The 18,025-nt window shown below is 74.1% G+C and carries 18 protein-coding genes; 9 read left to right on the forward strand and 9 right to left on the reverse strand.

Annotated features, from left to right (window positions below; genetic code table 11):
- Positions 1-79: 79 nt before the first annotated feature.
- From BJ999_RS09565 to BJ999_RS09575, 3 genes are all read right to left on the reverse strand, one after another.
- Positions 80-2,701, reverse strand: coding sequence for an FtsX-like permease family protein (locus BJ999_RS09565; protein ID WP_179832963.1), 2,622 nt, complete (start codon positions 2,699-2,701; stop codon positions 80-82).
- A gap of 5 nt (positions 2,702-2,706) precedes the next feature.
- Positions 2,707-3,471, reverse strand: a complete 765-nt coding sequence (locus BJ999_RS09570) for an ABC transporter ATP-binding protein (protein WP_179832964.1) — start codon at positions 3,469-3,471, stop codon at positions 2,707-2,709.
- A 102-nt stretch (positions 3,472-3,573) separates the two neighbouring features.
- Positions 3,574-4,359, reverse strand: coding sequence for an enoyl-CoA hydratase-related protein (locus tag BJ999_RS09575; RefSeq protein ID WP_179832965.1), 786 nt, complete (start codon positions 4,357-4,359; stop codon positions 3,574-3,576).
- A 315-nt stretch (positions 4,360-4,674) separates the two neighbouring features.
- On the opposite strand from BJ999_RS09575, the gene BJ999_RS09580 reads away from it, so the two are divergent.
- Together BJ999_RS09580 and BJ999_RS09585 are read left to right on the forward strand one after the other, a co-directional pair.
- Positions 4,675-4,842, forward strand: coding sequence for a DUF3117 domain-containing protein (locus BJ999_RS09580; protein ID WP_083946426.1), 168 nt, complete (start codon positions 4,675-4,677; stop codon positions 4,840-4,842).
- Between the two features lie 99 nt (positions 4,843-4,941).
- Complete coding sequence (locus BJ999_RS09585; RefSeq protein ID WP_179832966.1) at positions 4,942-6,411, forward strand: leucyl aminopeptidase; 1,470 nt, start codon at positions 4,942-4,944, stop codon at positions 6,409-6,411.
- A 25-nt stretch (positions 6,412-6,436) separates the two neighbouring features.
- Here the strand turns inward: BJ999_RS09585 and BJ999_RS09590 are convergent, their stop codons facing one another.
- Together BJ999_RS09590 and BJ999_RS09595 are read right to left on the reverse strand one after the other, a co-directional pair.
- On the reverse strand, positions 6,437-7,057 hold the full coding sequence (locus BJ999_RS09590) for a hypothetical protein (RefSeq protein ID WP_229810423.1): 621 nt from the start codon (positions 7,055-7,057) through the stop codon (positions 6,437-6,439).
- Positions 7,050-7,709 carry an O-methyltransferase gene (locus BJ999_RS09595; RefSeq protein ID WP_179832967.1) on the reverse strand — a complete coding sequence of 220 codons (660 nt, stop codon included), beginning with the start codon at positions 7,707-7,709 and terminating at the stop codon, positions 7,050-7,052. The genes BJ999_RS09590 and BJ999_RS09595 overlap by 8 nt, the downstream gene beginning before the upstream one ends.
- A gap of 169 nt (positions 7,710-7,878) precedes the next feature.
- Here BJ999_RS09595 and sigE point away from each other — a divergent pair, with 169 nt between their 5' ends.
- The 5 genes from sigE (at position 7,879) to BJ999_RS09615 (ending at position 12,837) form a co-directional block, all read left to right on the forward strand.
- Complete coding sequence (sigE, locus tag BJ999_RS09600) at positions 7,879-8,613, forward strand: RNA polymerase sigma factor SigE (RefSeq protein ID WP_229810422.1); 735 nt, start codon at positions 7,879-7,881, stop codon at positions 8,611-8,613.
- A gap of 62 nt (positions 8,614-8,675) precedes the next feature.
- Complete coding sequence (locus tag BJ999_RS41895; RefSeq protein ID WP_229810421.1) at positions 8,676-9,326, forward strand: anti-sigma factor family protein; 651 nt, start codon at positions 8,676-8,678, stop codon at positions 9,324-9,326.
- On the forward strand, positions 9,323-10,441 hold the full coding sequence (locus BJ999_RS41900; RefSeq protein ID WP_229810420.1) for a MucB/RseB C-terminal domain-containing protein: 1,119 nt from the start codon (positions 9,323-9,325) through the stop codon (positions 10,439-10,441). Before BJ999_RS41895 ends, BJ999_RS41900 begins: the two co-directional genes overlap by 4 nt.
- 102 nt (positions 10,442-10,543) lie before the next feature.
- Entirely contained in the window at positions 10,544-12,355 is a 1,812-nt protein-coding gene (locus tag BJ999_RS09610; RefSeq protein ID WP_179832969.1) for a S1C family serine protease, read from the forward strand.
- A 101-nt stretch (positions 12,356-12,456) separates the two neighbouring features.
- Positions 12,457-12,837 (forward strand): sec-independent translocase, encoded by a 381-nt coding sequence (locus BJ999_RS09615; protein ID WP_373292767.1) that lies wholly within the window; start codon positions 12,457-12,459, stop codon positions 12,835-12,837.
- A 111-nt stretch (positions 12,838-12,948) separates the two neighbouring features.
- On the opposite strand, the gene BJ999_RS09620 is transcribed toward BJ999_RS09615, so the two are convergent.
- The gene (locus BJ999_RS09620) at positions 12,949-14,088 is read right to left on the reverse strand and encodes an Mrp/NBP35 family ATP-binding protein (RefSeq protein ID WP_179832970.1); all 1,140 of its coding nucleotides are present in this window, start codon (positions 14,086-14,088) and stop codon (positions 12,949-12,951) included.
- 120 nt (positions 14,089-14,208) lie between these two features.
- Between BJ999_RS09620 and BJ999_RS09625 the strand changes: the two genes are divergently transcribed.
- Positions 14,209-14,661: a MarR family winged helix-turn-helix transcriptional regulator gene (locus tag BJ999_RS09625; protein WP_229810419.1), complete on the forward strand. Its 453-nt coding sequence runs from the start codon at positions 14,209-14,211 to the stop codon at positions 14,659-14,661.
- 9 nt (positions 14,662-14,670) lie between these two features.
- Here BJ999_RS09625 and BJ999_RS09630 read toward each other — a convergent pair whose 3' ends face one another.
- Positions 14,671-15,171: a DUF1003 domain-containing protein gene (locus BJ999_RS09630; protein ID WP_179832971.1), complete on the reverse strand. Its 501-nt coding sequence runs from the start codon at positions 15,169-15,171 to the stop codon at positions 14,671-14,673.
- Positions 15,168-16,466: a magnesium transporter MgtE N-terminal domain-containing protein gene (locus BJ999_RS09635; protein WP_179832972.1), complete on the reverse strand. Its 1,299-nt coding sequence runs from the start codon at positions 16,464-16,466 to the stop codon at positions 15,168-15,170. Before BJ999_RS09635 ends, BJ999_RS09630 begins: the two co-directional genes overlap by 4 nt.
- A 106-nt stretch (positions 16,467-16,572) precedes the next feature.
- Between BJ999_RS09635 and BJ999_RS09640 the strand changes: the two genes are divergently transcribed.
- Positions 16,573-17,472 carry an RNA polymerase sigma-70 factor gene (locus tag BJ999_RS09640; protein WP_229810418.1) on the forward strand — a complete coding sequence of 300 codons (900 nt, stop codon included), beginning with the start codon at positions 16,573-16,575 and terminating at the stop codon, positions 17,470-17,472.
- 27 nt (positions 17,473-17,499) lie between these two features.
- Here the strand turns inward: BJ999_RS09640 and BJ999_RS09645 are convergent, their stop codons facing one another.
- Positions 17,500-18,000 (reverse strand): hypothetical protein, encoded by a 501-nt coding sequence (locus tag BJ999_RS09645; protein WP_179832973.1) that lies wholly within the window; start codon positions 17,998-18,000, stop codon positions 17,500-17,502.
- Positions 18,001-18,025 lie beyond the last annotated feature (25 nt).

The following is an 18,025-nucleotide window of genomic DNA, read 5'->3' on the forward strand; positions in this document are numbered from 1 at the left end:
CACACCCTGAGGTCGTTGCCGGCTGGGGCGACGGCCTGTGCCGTGGCTGAGGCCGGCGCGTGCGGTGATCAGGGCCGAATCAGCGGGCCGACGGTCGCAACGTCGCCTTTGGCCTCGGGCTCCCTGGGCCCTCAGCCAGAGGAGAAGCAAGGGACACGGCTCTTCGGGCGGGGAGGGCTGAAGTTGCGAGGGTGACGGCGGCGGCGCCGGTGATGACCGTGGCGAACAGCCACCAGGGGGCGTTCGGGACCAGGAACGAGCTGCCCGTGGCGATGTGCAGCAGGGTCACCGTGCCGAGTGCCGTGCCGAGGCCGAGGAGGCTCCCGAGCAGGACGACCGTCGCCGCCTCCCAGCGGACGATCGAGCGGATCTGCGCCGCCGTCGCGCCGACGGCGCCGAGCAGGCCGAACTCGCGGGTCCGCTCGCCGACGCTCATCGACACGGTGGTCGCCATGCCGAACAGGGCGAGGACGAGGGCCATGAGGATGAACCCGTAGATGACGCTCATCCCCTTGGTCATCGCGTCGGACGCCGCCTTCACGTAGTCGGCGCCGTCGACCACCCTGAGGCCCGGCGCGTCCGCGAACGCGCGGGACAGGGCCCGCTCGGTGCCCCCGCGGACGAGCACCACCTGCGCCGCCGCGGTCGGGTCGAGCCGGTCCATCGTCGCGTCCGAGACGAGGGCCTGGTCGGCGAACAGGTGGGACGGGTCGTGGTAGGCGGCGGCGACGGTGAGCGCGACCCTGCCGCGGGCGCCGCGCACCACGATCCGCTGCCCCTTCTTGATCTTCTGGCCCTTCATGACCGTGGACGTGAGGGCGACCTGGCCGTCGCCGAGGTGCGGGAGGTGCCCGCCGAGCTTCAGCACCGACGGCATCGCCCTCTGGTCGGCGCCCGTGACGGTGAGGTAGACCGGCTCCGGGTCCTCCTCGGGCGACGGTCGCCTGGGCGGGGGAGAGACGAGCTTGACCTGCGACATCGTGAGCGCCGCCGCGGCGGACACGCCGGGCACGGCGGCGGCCTTGCCGGCCGCGTCGCGGGGGAGGGGCGCCTGCCCGTTCGAGGTCATCCCGGTCGTGGTGATCGCGTGGTCGGCCCGCATGACCTCCCGGCCGGTCTCGTTGAACCGCGCGTCCACCGACAGGACGATCATCGCCGTCGAGGCGACCAGCGCGACGCCGAGCATGAGGGAGGACGCCGCCGACGACACGCGGCGCGGGCTGCGGGTGATGGTGGCGCGGGCGAGCCGCCCGGCCTCGCCGCTCACGGCGGTCCCGATGCGGCCGACCAGGCCGCCGAGGGGGCCGACGAAGAACGGGGCGAGGACGGCGAGCGCCGCCACGGTCGTCATGCAGCCCAGGAGGACCATCGCGCTGGTGCCGGCGGTGCGTTCGGGACCGGGCGGCTCCTCGGAGCGGATCCCGAAGACGCCCCCGAAGAAGAGCCAGGCGCAGGCGAACACCGCCAGGGCGCCGAGGACGCGCGGCCAGCGGCGGCCCGCCGTCTCGGTGCTCGCGGTGCGCAGCGCCTGCATCGGGGAGATCTTCGCGGCGCGGCGCGCTGCGCGCCGGGCCGCGAGCTGGGTGACGAGCACGCCGGCCGCGGCGGGGGCGGCGAGCGCGACCCAGCCGTACTGCGCGTCGGCGGCGGAGATGTCGAAGCCGTCCTTGGCGAACAGGTGCGTGAGCAGGGCCGAGATCGGGAAGCCGAGCGCCACTCCGCCGGCGGAGGCGACGACGCCGAGCACGAGGGCCTCGAACCGGATCAGCCGCTTGATCTGCCGGGGCGTCGCGCCGATCGCGCTGAGCAGCGCCAGCCGCCGCGTCCGCTGCCGGACGAGCGTGCCGAACGTGTTGGCGACGACGAACAGCCCCACGAACACCGCGACGGACGAGAGCATGCCGATGGCCCCGCCGATCGACGCCCCGGCGCCCTGCAGGTCGGCCGACTGCGCGTGCCGGACCTCCGCCGCCGTCCGGACGGTGACGCCCTTCCCGAGGTCGCGTGCGAGGGCGGCGCGGAGTCCGGACACCGATCCGCCCGACGCCTTGACCCAGACGCTCTGCCACGTCCCCGCCGGAAGGCCCGCCGCCTGCGCCACCGTGCCGGAGGGTGCCAGCACCAGGTCGCCGCTGGCCACGGCGCTGTGCCCCTGCACGGTGACGACACCGACGATCTTCATGTCCCGGCCCTGCCTCGGCAGCAGCACCTTCAGGGTGTCTCCGACGTCGAGCCCGCCCGCGCGGGCGACGTGCCGGGTGACGGCGACCTCGCCGTCGGCGGCGGGCGCGCGGCCCGACTCCAGGCGGTAGGGGTTGAGGCGGCCGTCGGCCGTCCACGGCCGCAGCGCCGTCCCCGCCCCGGCGGGCGGCAGGATCGGCTTGCCGTCCGAGCCGCTCGCGGTCACCGGGACCGTCGCGTCGCCCGCGACCGCCGCGACGCCGGGACGTCCCGCCACGGCGCCCAGCGCGACCCGGCCGTCCGGCGGCGAGTACGGGTCGTCGGGGTCGGCGGAGCCGCCCTGGACGAGCACGTCGGCGCGGGAGTACTCGCTGGCGTCGCTGCCCGACACCGCTTCCTGCGCCCGCAGCGTGAACTGCAGGGCGCCCGCGATCAGCCCGATGGAGAACACCGCCGCCAGCAGCGTGGCGGCGAGCCGCGTCCAGCTTTCGGCGAAGGAGCGGCGCGCGATGAGCCACATGGCGGTCAGCCCTCCATCCGGCGCATCATGGCGTGGACGCCGTCGATCGTCGGCGCGGGCAGCTCGTGCACGATCATCCCGTCGGCCAGGAACAGCACCCGGTCGGCGTGCGCGGCGGCCGCCGGATCGTGCGTCACCATGATCACCGTCTGCCGGTAGGCGTCCACCGCGCGGCGCAGGAAGCCCAGCACCTCGGCGCCCGACCGGGAGTCGAGGTTGCCGGTGGGCTCGTCGGCGAACAGCACCTCCGGCCGGGTCAGCAGCGCCCGCGCCACCGCGACCCGCTGCTGCTGCCCGCCCGACAGCTCGCTCGGCCGGTGCGTCAACCGCTCCCGCAGCCCGAGCGCGTCCACGATCGTGTCGAACCACTCCCGGTCGGCGCGCCGGTTCCCCAGGCGCCCGGTCAGCCGGATGTTCTCCTCCGCCGTCAGCATCGGCAGCAGGTTGAACGACTGGAACACGAACCCGAGCCGGTCGCGGCGCAGCTTCGTCAGCCGGGTCCGCGACAGCCGGGTGATGTCCACGTCCCCGATCAGGATCGAGCCGGACGTCACGGTGTCGAGCCCGGCCATGCAGTGCAGGAACGTCGACTTGCCCGAGCCGGACGGCCCCATGATCGCGGTGAACCGGCCCCGGGGGAAGGCCGCCGAGACGCCGCGCAGCGCGGTCACCTCGTTCTCGCCCGCCCCGAAGGACTTGACGATGTCGCGCGCGACGGCGACATGGTCGTGGACCTGCCCGGCGAGGGATGCGGCGGCTGTCTGCGTCATGCCGTCCAGCAAACCGCCGGGCGCCCACCGCCCACATTGACGAGGGCTCCCCACTTCTTGCGGGGGAAGCCCCTACCTCCGCCCCCGGGGGAGCCCCAAGATCTAACGGCCTTCGAAGACGGGCTGCTGCTTCTTCAGGAACGCCTCGGTCGCGTGGTGATGGTCGCTCGTCCTCTCGCACTCGTCCTGGAGTTCGGCCTCGCGTTCGAGCGCGGACGCCAGGTCGTGCGTCGCCGCGTGGTCGAGGGCCGCCTTGACCGCGCCGTAGGAGGCCGTGGGGCCGGACGCGAGGCGGCGCGCCAGCTCCACCGACGCCGGGGCCAGCTCGTCGGCCGGGACGACCCGCGTCACCAGGCCCATCTCCAGGGCCTCCGGGGCCTTCACCGGCTCGCCCAGCAGCAGCAGCTCGGCGGCCTTGGCGCGGCCGACGAGGCGCTGCAGCGTCCAGGACATGCCGCTGTCGGGGGCGAGGCCGATCCCGGTGAACGCGGTCGCGAACCGGGCCTTGTCGGACGCGACGACCAGGTCGCACGCGAACGCCAGCGACGCGCCCGCTCCCGCCGCCACGCCGTTCACCGCCGCCACGACCGGCTTGCGCATGCCCGCGATCGCCAGGACGATCGGGTTGTAGTGCTTGCGGACGGTGTCGTCCAGCCCGCGGCCCGCGGCGAGGTTGTCGCCGTGCTCGCGCAGGTCCTGGCCCGCGCAGAACGCCCGCCCGGCGCCCGTCAGGATGACCGCGCGGACGGCCGGGTCGGCGGCGGCCCGCACCACCGTCGCGCGCAGGGCCTCCTTCATCTCGACGGTCAGCGAGTTCATCCCGTCGGGACGGTTGAGTGTGATTGTCCCCACTGCGTCCGTCACGTCGTACAGCACGGTCTCAGACATCGTCGTCCTCTCGGTCGTCGGTAGATCTTCCCAGGCAACCTTCGGCGAACACCGGCGGCCCGGGCAAGGGAGGTCCTGCCCCGTGGGGCGTCCGGGGCCGGGAGGACGGGCCGTCCCGCCCCCGCCGATCGGGACCCCCGGGGCGGCCCGCGACCTGCGTCCACGGCCCCCGGCTGCCGATCTGGAGGCTGATCGTTACCACTTCGCGCCCGGAAGACGAGATAATGGACCACTACTGATGACGCGGATGCGACACGCGGCCACGCGGCCAGAGGTGTGCGAGGCCGCGGCCCTACCTGGGAAGGGGATGCACGCATGGCGGCGATGAAGCCGCGGACGGGAGACGGTCCGCTCGAAGTGACCAAGGAGGGACGCGGGATCGTCATGCGAGTCCCCCTCGAAGGCGGCGGCCGCCTCGTGGTCGAGCTCTCCGCCGACGAGGCCAAGGAGCTCGGCGAGGCCCTCAAGGGCGTCGTGGGCTGACGGTCCCGGCTCTTCCGGCCTGTTGGTGACGGTCCCGGCGACGACGCCGGGGCCCTTGCCATTCCCGTAACCATTCAGCGATCAAGGGGAACCACCGCCATGCCCATCGAGACCCGCATCCACGGCGCCGGCGGCACCGTGTCGCAGACCGCGGTCGACCTCGGGGCCGAGGTGGTGGCGGTGCCCGTCCGGTCCGGTCCCGCCGCCCCGGCGGCGGAGGTCGCGGCCTCGCTCCCCTTCACGCTGGACGAACTGCTCGCGCTGCACCAGGCCAAGGGCGAGCCCGGAGAGATCGTCGCCACGCAGGTCCGCGTCGGCGACCGGGTACGGGAACTGCTGCTCTACGGCGTGGGCGAGGCGACCCCGGCCGACCTGCGCAGGGCCGGGGCCGCGCTGGCCCGCCGCGGCAAGGGGCGCACGGCGCTCGTCGCGGGCGTCCCGGACGGCGACCTCGCCGCCTTCGTCGAGGGCGCGCTGCTCGCCTCCTACGCGTACAGGATCGGGGCCGCCCCGCCGAAGAAGGCGCTCGGCACCCTCGCCGTGCTGACCGAGTCCGGCCCCGAGTCCGACGCCCCCGCGATCGAGCTCGGCACCGCACGGGCCCGGGCCACCGCCCTCGCCCGCGACCTCGCCAACACCCCGTCCCGCGAGAAGGACCCGTCCTGGCTCGCCGCCCAGGCCGAGCGCGTCGCCGGCGAGTCCGGCCTCACCGTCCGCGTGCGGGGCGAGAAGGAGCTGGTGGACGAGGGGTTCGGCGGCCTGGTGGCCGTCGGGGGCGGCTCGGCCCGCCCGCCCCGGCTGATCGAGCTCTCCTATGACCCGGGAGACGCCGGCGGGCCCTCTCCGCGCCACGTCGTCCTGGTCGGCAAGGGCATCACGTTCGACAGCGGCGGCCTGTCGCTGAAGCCGAACGAGGGCATGAAGGCGATGAAGACCGACATGGCGGGCGGCGGCGTCGTCATCGCCGTGATGAGCGCGCTGCGGTCCCTCGGCGTCCGCGCCCGCGTCACCGGCCTGGTCGCCGCGGCGGAGAACATGCCGTCCGGGTCGGCGATGCGCCCCGGCGACGTGATCGCCCACTACGGCGGCACGACGTCGGAGGTGCTGAACACCGACGCCGAGGGGCGGCTCGTCCTCGCCGACGCGCTCGCCTACGCCGACGCGCGGCTCGACCCCGACGCGCTGGTGGACGTCGCCACGCTGACCGGCGCCGCCAAGGTCGCGCTCGGCCTGAAGCACGCGGCCCTGTTCGCGAGCGACGACGCCCTCGCCGAGGAGCTCACCCGCGCCGGGGCGGCCGCCGGCGAGCCCGTGTGGCGGCTCCCGCTCGTGGAGGACTACCGCGCCGCGATCGACTCCGACGTCGCCGACATCAACAACATCGGGCGCGGCGGCTACGGCGGCGGTTCGATCACGGCGGCGCTGTTCCTGCGCGAGTTCGTGGGCGAGCGGCCCTGGGCGCACCTCGACATCGCCGGGCCCGGCCGATCCGCCTCCGAGGAGGCCGAGATCACCCGTGGCGCCACCGGCTACGGCGCCCGCCTCCTGCTGGACTGGCTGACGGCCTGACCGGGCCGTCCGGCCCCGCGGCCGGTCACGTGTTCCGGCGGTCGATCACCGGGACGCGGCGGCGCCGCCTGGCCTGCTTGACGATCTCCGGGAGCGTCGCGTCCCAGCCCGGCTCGACCGCGAAGCACCACGGGACGGCCGCGGCCGTGGCGGGCACGTCCCGCATCGTGAGCGCCACCAGCGGCGGCCGCTCGGACGTGCGAGCCATCTCCGCAAGCTCCGGGGTCGGCAGGAAGACCAGGTAGTCCTGCTCGCCGCGGCGGGTGCCGCCGACCCCGCGCCGCAGCGCCGCGATCGCGGCGACGTCATCCCAGGGCAGCGTCCGCCCGGACCGGCGCGGCAGCGGCCATCGCGCGGGGCGCCGCACTCCGCCGCCGTCGAACTCCAGGACGGGCCGCCGCGACAGCATCGCCCCGGCCGACACCAGCAGGCCGGCCCCGAACAGGCCGAGCCCCGCGACCCCGAGCACCATGACCACGATGCTGCCGGCGCCCGCACCGCGCATCACGCCGCCCGCGACGAACGCCACCGACGCCAGGAAGAGGATCACGAAAGCGGCCAGCCGCCACACCCCGCGCCACGTGACCCGCACCCGGACCGCGAACGCCTCCCCGGCGGCCCGGTCGCGCTCGACGTCCTCAGTCACGCCTGACGGCGCAGAGCAGGCCGTCGCCCACCGGGATCAGCAGCGGGACGAGCCGGTCGTCCTCGCGGATCATGCGGTGCACCTCGCGGATCGCCTCGGTGTCGGGGTCGCGCCGGTCGGGGTCGGCGACCCGGTCGTGCCAGAGGGCGTTGTCGAACGCGACGACGCCGCCCGGCCGCAGCAGGCGCAGCGCGTCCACCAGGTACTCGGGGTACTCCCGCTTCGCCGCGTCGCAGAACACCATGTCGTAGGCGCCGTCGGTGAGGCGCGGCAGCACCTCCAGCGCCGGGCCGATGATCATCCGGGTGCGGAAGCCGGACAGGCCCGCCTCCCGGTAGGCCTGCTTGGCCAGCCGCTGGTGCTCCGGCTCGATGTCGACGCTGGTCAGCACCGCGTCCTTCGGCATGCCGCGCATCAGGTAGACGCCGGACACGCCGCAGCCCGAGCCGACCTCCACGACCGTCCGCGCGCCGATCAGCGTGGCGATGAAGCGCAGCGCCGCGCCCCCGGCCGGACCGATCGGCATGGCACCGACCTCCTGGCCGCGCCGCCTGGCGTTCAGGAGCGGCTCGTCCTCGGGGAGGAAATCCTCCACATAGGCCCGGGTGGCCTCAATGGCGTCGATGGCTGCCTCCTCGTGGGACCCCCGCATGGCTCATGCTGGAAAGACCATATCGTTGCAGGGGAACCAACTGGCCTTTCAGTGCGTTGTTACCAACACAGGCAAGCACCGAGTCGGTATCAGAACCGCCCCAGCCCAGGCGAGACCGTGCCGTTCCAAGGCGAGACCTTGGCTCACAAGAGAGGAACAGCCCGGCACCATGGGAGTCGCAGCACTCAGTTTCAGAAGCGCTGTTGGGGTCGGCGCCAGGCAGGGTCTGGGAAACGCCGCTCGTACCCGCGAGAACGCACCCGAGGCAGAATGGGCGCCGCCGTCCTGGGACGAGGTCGTCCGCGAGCACTCCGCCCGCGTCTACCGGCTGGCCTACCGCCTGACCGGCAACCAGCACGACGCCGAGGACCTCACACAGGAGGTCTTCGTCCGCGTGTTCCGTTCGCTGTCGAACTACACGCCGGGCACGTTCGAGGGCTGGCTGCACCGGATCACCACGAACCTGTTCCTCGACATGGCCCGGCGCCGCCAGCGCATCCGCTTCGAGGGACTCGCCGACGACGCCGCGGAACGCCTCCAGGGCCGCGAGCCGACCCCGGCGCAGGCGTTCGACGACAACAACTTCGACGCCGACGTCCAGGCCGCGCTCGACGCGCTGGCCCCCGACTACCGCGCCGCCGTCGTGCTGTGCGACATCGAGGGGCTGTCCTACGAGGAGATCTCCGCGACCCTCGGCGTCAAGCTCGGCACCGTGCGCAGCCGCATCCACCGGGGGCGTGCGCAGCTGCGTTCGGCGCTGGAGCACCGCGCGCCCACCCGGCGCCGGCCCGGGACCAGGAACGACTACCAGGCAGCCTTCGCCGGCGATGACGCGGTCTTCGAGGGAGAGCCCGGGGGAGCGCACGCGGCGGGCGGTATCCGGCCGCTGCCGGAGGGCGTGTAAAGCTGTGCACCGCGCGCGGTGCGGGACCGCGCGCCTGACCGAACGGAATCGACGGAGGCGGCGTGAGTTGTCTGGGGGAGCGTCTGACCGCGCTGGTCGACGGTGAGCTGGGGGACGAGGAGCGCGAGCGCGCCCACGCCCATCTCGCGGGATGCGACGGCTGCCGGGAAGAGGCCGACCAGCTGCGCAAGCTCAAGGGACGGCTGCGGGGCCTGTCGGAACTGCCGGCGACCGACGGCACCGACGACCTTCCGTCCCCCGACTTCCTGAGCCGGCTGCGCACCCTGCCCGGCGTCTCCGGCCTCCCCGACGCGCCCGCGGCCTCCGACGCACCCCCCGTTCCCGGCGTCTCGCCGAAGTCGGTCGTGCCGCACGCGGGCGCGCGGCCCCGGCACCCCTCCCGGCCCCTTCGATCATCGGCCCGTCCCGTCAGGCCGCCGCACGCCGTCCGCCCGCGCGAGAACCGCCCGGTCGGGCACGCGACCGCGATCCGCGTCCAGCCCCGGCGCCGCTACCTCGTGGTCGGCGCGGCCACCCTCTTCCTCGGCCTCGGCACCGCCTCCTACGTGGCGGGCGGACGCCAGGACACCCCCGCCGTGACGCCCGCCTTCGACCGGTTCGCGGTCGAGCACGCGCTCACGTCCGGCGACGCGCCGATGACCGACCCGCTCACCGACCCGGTCAACCAGGTCCAGGTCTCCCCGGGGCCGTGAGGCGGGCGGCCCCGACGGGGCGGTGCCGGCGCAACGCCGTCCTGGCCGGCGGGCTCGCGGGCGCCCTCGCGCTGGCCGGGGCGCTGACCGGCGACCCCGCCCCCGTACGCCGCGCCCGCACCGACCCGGGCGCCCTCGGGCTGCTGCGCGGCGCCGCCGACGCCGCCCGCCGCGTCCCCTACGAGGGCCGGCGGTTCCTCACCACCCGCGGCGGCGGGCGGGCCGCCACCTCCCGCGTCGTCGTGTCGCACACGCCCGGCGCGGGCATCCGGTACCGGTCCGGGACCTCCGGTGAGGGCTACCGGCCCGAGTCCGCCGCCGGGGACACCACCGGCTTCACGCCCGCGACGCTGGCGCTGCTGACCCGCAACTACGCGGTGGTGCGCGCCGCGGACGCGTCGATCTGCGGTCGCCCCGCCCGCGTGGTCGAGGCGCGCCGCGCCGACGGCAGCCCGGCCGGGCGCTTCTGGATCGACCGGGACACCGGCCTGATGCTGCACCGCGAGCTGATCGACGCCGCCGGGCGTCCCGTGATCACCACCGGCTTCACCGAGATCAGCTTCACCGCCTCGCCCGTCGAGCCCTCCCCCCTCGGCCGCCCGCTCGGCGGCCCGTCCCGCTTCCCGGGGGCGAGCGCGGGCAGCCCCGTGGAGACCACCGGCGCCCGCGCCGCCGCGGGCGCGTGGGGCGAGAAGCTGGACGGCGCCGGCCTCGCCGGCCTGCGCGGCAGCGGCTGGCCCGTCCCGAAGGACCTGCCGGGACGGCTCACCCTCCACGAGGCCCGCCGCGAGCACGGCGGCGGCACCCTGCACCTCAGCTACTCCGACGGCCTCGCCGCAGTCTCGGTGTTCGTGCAGCGGGGCGGCCTCGACGAACGCGGCATGGCGGGCTGGCAGAAGACCGTCCGCCGGGGCCGGACGGTGTACCGCCGCGAATCGCTGAGGCGGTGGGCGGTGTCCGGAGGGAACGGCTACGTCTACACCGTCGTGACGGACGCTCCGCAGAGCACGGCCACGACGGTGGCGCTGAACATGCCGCGCGACTCCGCGCCCTTCTGGACACGCCTTTCCCGCGGCGCCCGCCGCCTGACATCGGCGGCGAATCCGTTCGATTGACCCCAGATGTGGGTATTGGCGGCGAGTCTTATGCTCGCCACATGCCGTTCCGGGCAGCATGAGCACCGATAACGAGGACCATGCTCGGTAGGAGAGATGGGGATGACGGAAGACAACCGCGGCCCGGTCAGGGCGCCGTCAGAGGACGACGACGTCGTCCCCGGGCAGGAGCCTGAGCGGCAGGAGGCGGCGGCTCCTCCCGAGACGGTGGCCGACCAGGGGATCCCCGTGGAGCAGCCGGCGGACGAGCCCGAGGTCGACGACCCCGAGCCCGGATCCGCCAGTGCCGAGGACGGCGCCGAGACCGGCCCCGCGAGCGGCGACGGGCGCGACGCCGGCGAGGAGGGCGACCGCCTGGTGGCCGGGGGGTTCGCGCCGCCGGACTCGCTCGGCGGCCCGCCCGACACCAGCGAGGACGTGCTCTCCAGGGCGGCCGCGGACATGCCGCAGGAGGTGCCGCTGCAGGACGTCCCGCCGCGCGACATGCCGCAGCCCCCGCCGCCCGTCCCGCTCGACAAGCCACCCGTGGAGATGCACGACGACCGGATGCGGCCCGGGTTCGTCCCGCACAACCAGGACCCGAGGGCCGCGCGGGGAGCCCCGTACGGGGGCTGGCCGCAGCAGTCCCACCAGGGCCCGCCGCCGCCCGCCCCCGGCCGCCCGCCGATGGGCCCGCCGCCCGCCCCGCCCGGCCCGCCGCCGCCCGGTGGTCCGGGGCCCCGCCCGATGGCCGGGTACGGGATGCCGCCCGGCGGCACCGGGCCCAACTGGGCGCCCGTCCCGGCGCTTCCCTCGTCGTCGCGCGGCGGGCCGGGCCTCGGGCTCCTCGCCGTCGTCGCGCTGATCGTCGCGCTCGTGGCCGGGGCCGTCGGCGCCGGGATCGGCGTGATCGCCACCGGCGGAGACGACGACAACGGCTCGGTGAGCCTCGGCGGCAGCAACAGCAGCGACACCAAGGTGCAGAGCCGCCCGCCGGACTCGGTCGCGGGCGTCGCGCAGCGGGCGCTGCCGAGCGTCGTGATGATCCGCGTCCAGTCCGGTCAGGGCGAGATCGGCGGCACCGGCTTCATCGTCAACGGCGGCTACGTCGTCACCAACAACCACGTCGCCTCCGGCGGGGGCGGCGGTGGCGGCCAGATCCAGATCGTCTTCAACGACAAGAAGACGCTGCCCGCCACGATCAAGGGCGCCGACCCGAGCTCGGACGTCGCGGTGCTGAAGCCCGAGGGCCAGCACTCGCTGCCCCCGCTGCCGGTCGGCGACTCCAGCGCCATCGCCGTCGGCGACCCGGTGATCGCGATCGGCTCGCCGCTCGGCCTGCAGGGCTCGGTCACCACCGGCATCGTCAGCTCGCTGAACCGCGCCGTGCCCACGCAGGGCGAGGGCGGGGCCGACGCGTCCTACCTCAACGCCATCCAGACCGACGCCGCGATCAACCCGGGCAACTCGGGCGGGCCGCTGGTGGACGGGAAGGGCCGCGTGATCGGCATCAACACCGCCATCGCGACGCTCGGCGGCCAGTCGCTCGGCGGGGAGCAGCAGAGCGGCAGCATCGGTCTCGGCTTCGCGATCCCGATCAACCAGGGCAAGCGGATCGCCGAGGAGATCATCAGGAGCGGCACCGTCAAGCAGGCCAAGCTCGGCGTGCTGCCCGACCCCCGCTACCAGGAGGGCGGCGCCCGGATCATGCCGCAGCCGGTCAACGGGCAGGACCCGGTGACCAAGGGCGGCCCGGCGGACAAGGCGGGCCTCAAGCCCGGCGACGTGATCACCAAGGTCGACGACAAGCCGATCGAGGACGCCACCGACCTGATCGCGCAGATCCGCAGCCGGGCGCCGGGCGACCGCGTCACCCTCACCTACCAGCGGGGCGGCAAGGAGGCCACCGCCCAGGTGACCCTGAGCTCCGACTAGGCAGTGATGTTCAAGTCCGGTTCATCCGGGCTGGGGATACGCTGGGGGGACCGGCCCGTCTCTGGGCCGGTCCCCTTCGGGTTGTGTGCAGCCGGCCGCGCGTGCGGCCTGCCGTGGGTGTGGAGGACGGGTTGTTCGACGTCGGACTTGGTGAGATGGCGATGCTCGTCGTCCTCGCCCTGGTCATCTTCGGCGACAAGCTGCCGCAGGTCGCCGGGCAGGCCGGCCGGATGCTGCGGCAGTTCCGTGAGATGGCCAACAGCGCCAAGGCCGACCTCCAGGAAGGTCTCGGCCCCGAGTTCCAGGACTTCGACCTCAACGACCTCAACCCGAAGACGTTCGTCCGCAAGCACCTGTTCGAGGACGACGACACGTACCTGAAGAACGACTCGGGCATCTTCGACGACGAGCCCTCGTACGCGACGGCGACCGCGGGCCTCGACCCGAGCGAGAAGCCGCCCTTCGACAGCGAGGCGACCTGATCCTCCGCCGCACCGCCCGCCCGGCCCGCGCCCCCGTGGCGGCCCCGCGGCCTCTCCACCGGCTCGACCCGGCGTGAACACCCGCCCGGGAAGGCCCCGGGCGGGCGGTGTTCAGCGGCCCTTGGGGCTGATGCCGAGGGACATGCCGGCGAGGCCGCGGCTGCGGCCCGCGATCTTGTCGGCGATGGTGCGCAGCTCCTTGGCGGCACCGGCGTCGGGGTCGGAGAGCACCAGGGGGACGCCGTTGTCGCCGCCCTCGCGCAGGCGCGGGTCGATCTGCACCTGGCCGAGCATCGGGACGCGGGTCCCGAGCGTCTTCGTCAGCGCGTCCGCGACCGTCTGGCCGCCGCCCTCGCCGAAGATGTGCTGCTGCTCACCGCAGTGCGGGCAGGTCAGGTAGGACATGTTCTCGATCACACCGACGACCTGCTGGTGGGTCTGCGCGGCGATCGCCCCCGCCCGCTCGGCCACCTCGGCGGCGGCCTGCTGCGGGGTGGTGACGACGAGGATCTCCGCGGACGGCAGCAGCTGCGCGACGGAGATCGCGATGTCGCCGGTGCCGGGCGGCAGGTCCATCAGCAGGATGTCGAGGTCGCCCCAGTACACGTCCGCGAGGAACTGCTGCAGCGCGCGGTGCAGCATCGGCCCGCGCCACACGACCGGCTGGTTCCCGGCGGTGAACATGCCGACCGAGATCACCTTCACGTCGTGCGCGGTCGGCGGCATGATCATGTCTTCGACCTTGGTGGGCGGGGCGTCCACGCCCAGCATCCGCGGCACCGAGTGGCCGTAGATGTCGGCGTCCACGACCCCGACCTTGCGGCCCTGGGCGGCCAGCGCGGCGGCGAGGTTCACCGTCACCGACGACTTGCCGACGCCGCCCTTGCCGCTCGCCACCGCGTACACCTTGGTCAGCGAGTTCGGCTGGGCGAACGGGATCTCCTTGGCGGGCTGCCCGCCGCGCAGCTTGGTCTGCAGGTCCTTGCGCTGATCCTCGCTCATCACGTCGAGGTCGACGCGCACCGAGGACACGCCGTCGAGCTTGGACACGGCCTCCGTGACGTTCCTGGTGATGGTGTCCTTCATCGGACACCCGGCCACGGTCAGGTAGACGCCGACGCGGACGGCGCCGTCCGCGTCGATGTCGATGCTCTTGACCATGTCGAGCTCGGTGATGGGCTTGCGGATCTCGGGATCGTTCACCGTGGCGAGAGCCGCGTTCACCCGCTCGGTCGTCAGAAGGGAGGCCATGCCTCCATGGTATGAACCCGACGCGCCAACCTGCTAATCAGGGTGTCGGTCGTCACACGCGCCGTACACGCGGCGGCCGGGTCCATCGCGCGGGCGGCCCGCCCGTCCTACCATCGGTCCGTGACCACCGACCTCGCCTCGGCCGCCGCCGAGCTGATCGTGTGGCGGACCATGCTGCGCGCCCAGGCGCAGATCTCCCGCCGTCTGCAGGCCGATCTGACGGCCCGCCACGACCTCGCGCTCGGCTCCTACGAGGTGCTCGTGCACCTCGGCGAGGCGCCGGACGGGCGGCTGCGGATGAACGACCTCGCCGACCGCGTGCTGCTGTCGCGCAGCGGCCTGACGCGGCTGGTCGACCGGCTGCAGGGGGACGGCCTGGTGGTCAGGCAGTCCTGCGCGAGCGACGCGCGCGGGCTGTTCGCCGTCCTGACCGCCGAGGGCCGGGCCCGGCTCGCCGAGGCCGCCCCCACCTACCGGCAGGGCGTCCGCGACCACCTCCTGAGCCGCCTGGACGAGCCGGACCTGCGCACCCTCGGCCACATCCTGGACAAGCTCGCCGACGAGGGGGCCTAGCCGAGGGGCCTAGGGGACGGGCTTCTTGGCGTCCATCTCCCGGAGCATCTGCTGGAGTTCCGAGCGCAGGAAGTCGCGGGTCGCGACCTCGCTCAGCGCGACCCGCAGCCCCGCGATCTCGCGGGTGAGGTACTCGGTGTCGGCGATGCTGCGCTCGTTGCGCGACCGGTCCTGCTCGTACTGGACGCGGTCCCGGTCGTCCTGCCGGTTCTGTGCGAGCAGGATCAGCGGCGCCGCGTAGGACGCCTGCAGCGACAGCATCAGCGTCAGGAAGATGAACGGGTACGGGTCGAACCGGAGCGGCACCGGCGCCGCCACGTTCCACACGAGCCACACCGCGACGAACACGGTCATGTAGACGATGAAGCGGGCCGTCCCCAGGAACCGGGCGATCTGCTCCGACACCCGCCCGAACGACTCGGGGTCGTAGTAGAGGCGGCGCGGAAGGAGCGTCCGGCGCAGCTCCCTCGGCTGGTCGAGGCGCGCGCTGATCTCGCGTGTCGTCGTCATGTGGTCCCCCGCAGAGCCTCTTCCTCGGGATCGGCGGACTCCTCGGCGGCCGCGTCCATCGCGGCCTCCCGCCAGTCCTCGGGCAGCAGATGGTCGAGGACGTCGTCGATCGTCACCGAGCCCAGCAGGTGCCCGTTCTCGTCCACGACCGCGCCCGCGACGAGGTTGTAGGTGGCCAGGAACATCGCGACGGCCTCCAGCGTCATGGTGGGGCGCAGCGGGTCCAGCGCGGAGTCGACGATCCCGCTGACCAGCGTGGGCGGCGGCTCGCGCAGCAGCTTCTGGAAGTGCACGGTGCCGAGGTAGCGGCCGGTCGGCGTCATCGCCGGCGGGCGGCACACGTACACCTGCGCGGCCAGGGCCGGGTTCAGGTCGGGGCGGCGGATCAGCGCGAGCGCCTCGGCCACCGTCGCGTCCGGCGGGACGATCACCGGGTCGGTCGTCATCAGCCCGCCCGCCGAGTGGTCGGGATAGGTGAGCAGCCGCCGGACGGGGGCCGCGTCGCGCGGCTCCATCAGCGTCAGCAGCTGCTCGCGCTGCTCGGTCGGCAGCTCGCCGAGCAGGTCCGCGGCGTCGTCGGGGCCCATCGCCTCCAGCACGTCGGCGGCGCGTTCCACGCCGAGCTTGCCGAGGATCTCGATCTGGTCGTCCTCGGGCAGCTCCTCCAGGATGTCGGCGAGCCGCTCGTCGTCCAGCGCGACCGCGACCTCGGTGCGCCGCTTCTCGGGCAGCTCGTGCACGATGTTGGCGAGGTCGGCGGGCTTCATCCGCTCGAACGCGGCGATCAGCCCGGCCGCGCCCTGCCCGAGCTCGACGGCGGAGAACCCCTCCACGGCGTCCCAGTCCACGATCCTGCTCTCGCCGCGCTTGCGCAGGCCCCGGCCGGTCGTACGGCGGACGGCGATCTTCGTGATGAGCCAGTCGCGGGTGCGGGTCGGCTCCATCGCCACGTCCACGACGGAGACGGACTCGCCGGCGTCGCGGAACCGGACGGTCCGGTCCAGCATCTCGGCGATCACCAGCGTCTCGGACTCGCGCTTCTGGAAGCGGCGCACGTTCAGCCGCCCGTCGAAGACGACCGCGTCCGCCTCGATCACCGTGACCCGGGTGATCGGCAGGAACACCGTGCGGCGCGTGGCCACCTCCACCACCAGCCCGAGCACCCGCGGCGCCCGGGGCGCGAGGCGCAGCGCGACCACGACGTCGCGGACCCGGCCGACCTGGTCTCCCACCGGGTCGAACACCGCGACGCCCGCGAGCCGGGCGAGGAACACCCGTGACGGAGCACCGCTCATGACCTGGACACTACCCGTGATCTCCCGGCTGATCCGGACGGGTATGTCACATCCGGCCGTGACCCGGCGTCCAGGGGGCGAAAGGGACGTGAAAGGGTGGAGGACCGTGAGCGACGCCTTCGCAGAGCCCTTCGAGCAGCACCGCAACCTGCTGTTCGCGGTGGCCTACCGGATGCTCGGCACGGCGGCCGACGCGGAGGACGCCGTGCAGGACGCCTGGCTGCGCTGGTCGGCGGGCGACCGGTCCGGTGTGGCCGACCCCAAGGCCTACCTCGTCCGGATCACCACCAACGTCGCGCTCGACCGGCTGCGCTCGGCGCAGGTCCGGCGCGAGACCTATGTCGGGCCGTGGCTGCCCGAGCCGATGCTGACCTCCCCGGACGTCGCCGAGGACGCCGAGCTCTCGGAGTCGGTGTCGATGGCGATGCTCGTCGTCCTGGAGACGCTGAGCCCCCTCGAACGCGCCGTGTTCGTGCTGAAGGAGGTCTTCGGCTACCCCTTCGCCGAGATCGCCCAGGCGCTGGACCGCTCGGAGGCGTCGGTCCGCCAGCTCGGCACCCGCGCCCGCAAGCACGTGGAGGCGCGGCGCCCCCGCTTCGAGGCCGGCGGCGCCGAGCGGCGCGCCGCCACCGAGCGGTTCTTCGAGGCGGTCGTCGGCGGCGACGTCAACCGCCTCATGGAGGTCCTCGCGCCCGACGTCGCGCTGTGGTCCGACGGCGGCGGCAAGGTCCGGGCGCCCCGCCGGGCGATCTTCGGAGCGGGGAAGGTGGCCCGCTTCTTCGCCGGCATCGGCGGGCAGCCCTACCAGGGGATCGACCCGGCCGACATGCGCATCCGGCGCGTCGACCTCAACGGCGGGCCGGCGGTCATCGTGGACGGCCCGAACGGGCCGATCAGCGCCGTCGCCGCCGACGTCGACGCGGACGGCCGGGTCCAGGCCATCCACCTGGTGGCCAACCCGGACAAGCTCCGCGCCCTCGCGGAGGGGCGCCACCTGCCCCTGTGAGGCGTGGCCGGCGCCCGTGAGGCGGGGCTACCGGTCGACGTGCCGGCGCTTGCCGCCGTACAGGCGCGGCGGCGGCCCGGCGGTCGTCGCGGGCGTCGGCACCGGCCGGACGGTCGCGTACTCCTCGTCCGCCTCGACGACCTCGTCGGCCGGGGTGAGCCGGACGATCCACGACTTCTCGGCCCACGTCTCCACCTGGCCCTCGTGGGTCCGGGCGTTCAGGCGATCCTTGGCGAGGACCGGCGCCACCTCGTCCCACAGCGCCGATCCCGGCTCGACCTGCTCGGCGTCGGCGACGAAGGTCAGGAGCCGCCCGCCCTTGTCCTTGCTGCGCAGGATCACCGTCACCTGCGCGGCCTCCGGCAGCCCCGGGAGCGGCTGCTCGCCCTCCCCGCCGGTCAGCACGTAAGCCGACCCGTCATGCCACACGTGCCAGGCGGCGCGCGGCTGGGGCAGGCCGGGCAGGTCCAGCCACAGCAGCCCCGACTTCTTGGCCGCCTCCTCCAGCAGTGCCCTGTTCAGACCCATGCCCCGAGGGTCTCACACCGCTGGA

It is taken from the genome of Actinomadura citrea (genome assembly GCF_013409045.1).
Lineage (GTDB): Bacteria > Actinomycetota > Actinomycetes > Streptosporangiales > Streptosporangiaceae > Spirillospora > Spirillospora citrea.

Coding starts and splice junctions, on each gene's coding strand:
- BJ999_RS09565 (WP_179832963.1), bottom strand. CDS start 2,701: ATGTGGCTCATCGCGCGCCGCTCCTTCGCCGAAAGCTGGACGCGGCTC.
- BJ999_RS09570 (WP_179832964.1), bottom strand. CDS start 3,471: ATGACGCAGACAGCCGCCGCATCCCTCGCCGGGCAGGTCCACGACCAT.
- BJ999_RS09575 (WP_179832965.1), bottom strand. CDS start 4,359: ATGTCTGAGACCGTGCTGTACGACGTGACGGACGCAGTGGGGACAATC.
- BJ999_RS09580 (WP_083946426.1), top strand. CDS start 4,675: ATGGCGGCGATGAAGCCGCGGACGGGAGACGGTCCGCTCGAAGTGACC.
- BJ999_RS09585 (WP_179832966.1), top strand. CDS start 4,942: ATGCCCATCGAGACCCGCATCCACGGCGCCGGCGGCACCGTGTCGCAG.
- BJ999_RS09595 (WP_179832967.1), bottom strand. CDS start 7,709: ATGCGGGGGTCCCACGAGGAGGCAGCCATCGACGCCATTGAGGCCACC.
- sigE (WP_229810422.1), top strand. CDS start 7,879: ATGGGAGTCGCAGCACTCAGTTTCAGAAGCGCTGTTGGGGTCGGCGCC.
- BJ999_RS09610 (WP_179832969.1), top strand. CDS start 10,544: ATGACGGAAGACAACCGCGGCCCGGTCAGGGCGCCGTCAGAGGACGAC.
- BJ999_RS09620 (WP_179832970.1), bottom strand. CDS start 14,088: ATGGCCTCCCTTCTGACGACCGAGCGGGTGAACGCGGCTCTCGCCACG.
- BJ999_RS09630 (WP_179832971.1), bottom strand. CDS start 15,171: ATGACGACGACACGCGAGATCAGCGCGCGCCTCGACCAGCCGAGGGAG.
- BJ999_RS09635 (WP_179832972.1), bottom strand. CDS start 16,466: ATGAGCGGTGCTCCGTCACGGGTGTTCCTCGCCCGGCTCGCGGGCGTC.
- BJ999_RS09645 (WP_179832973.1), bottom strand. CDS start 18,000: ATGGGTCTGAACAGGGCACTGCTGGAGGAGGCGGCCAAGAAGTCGGGG.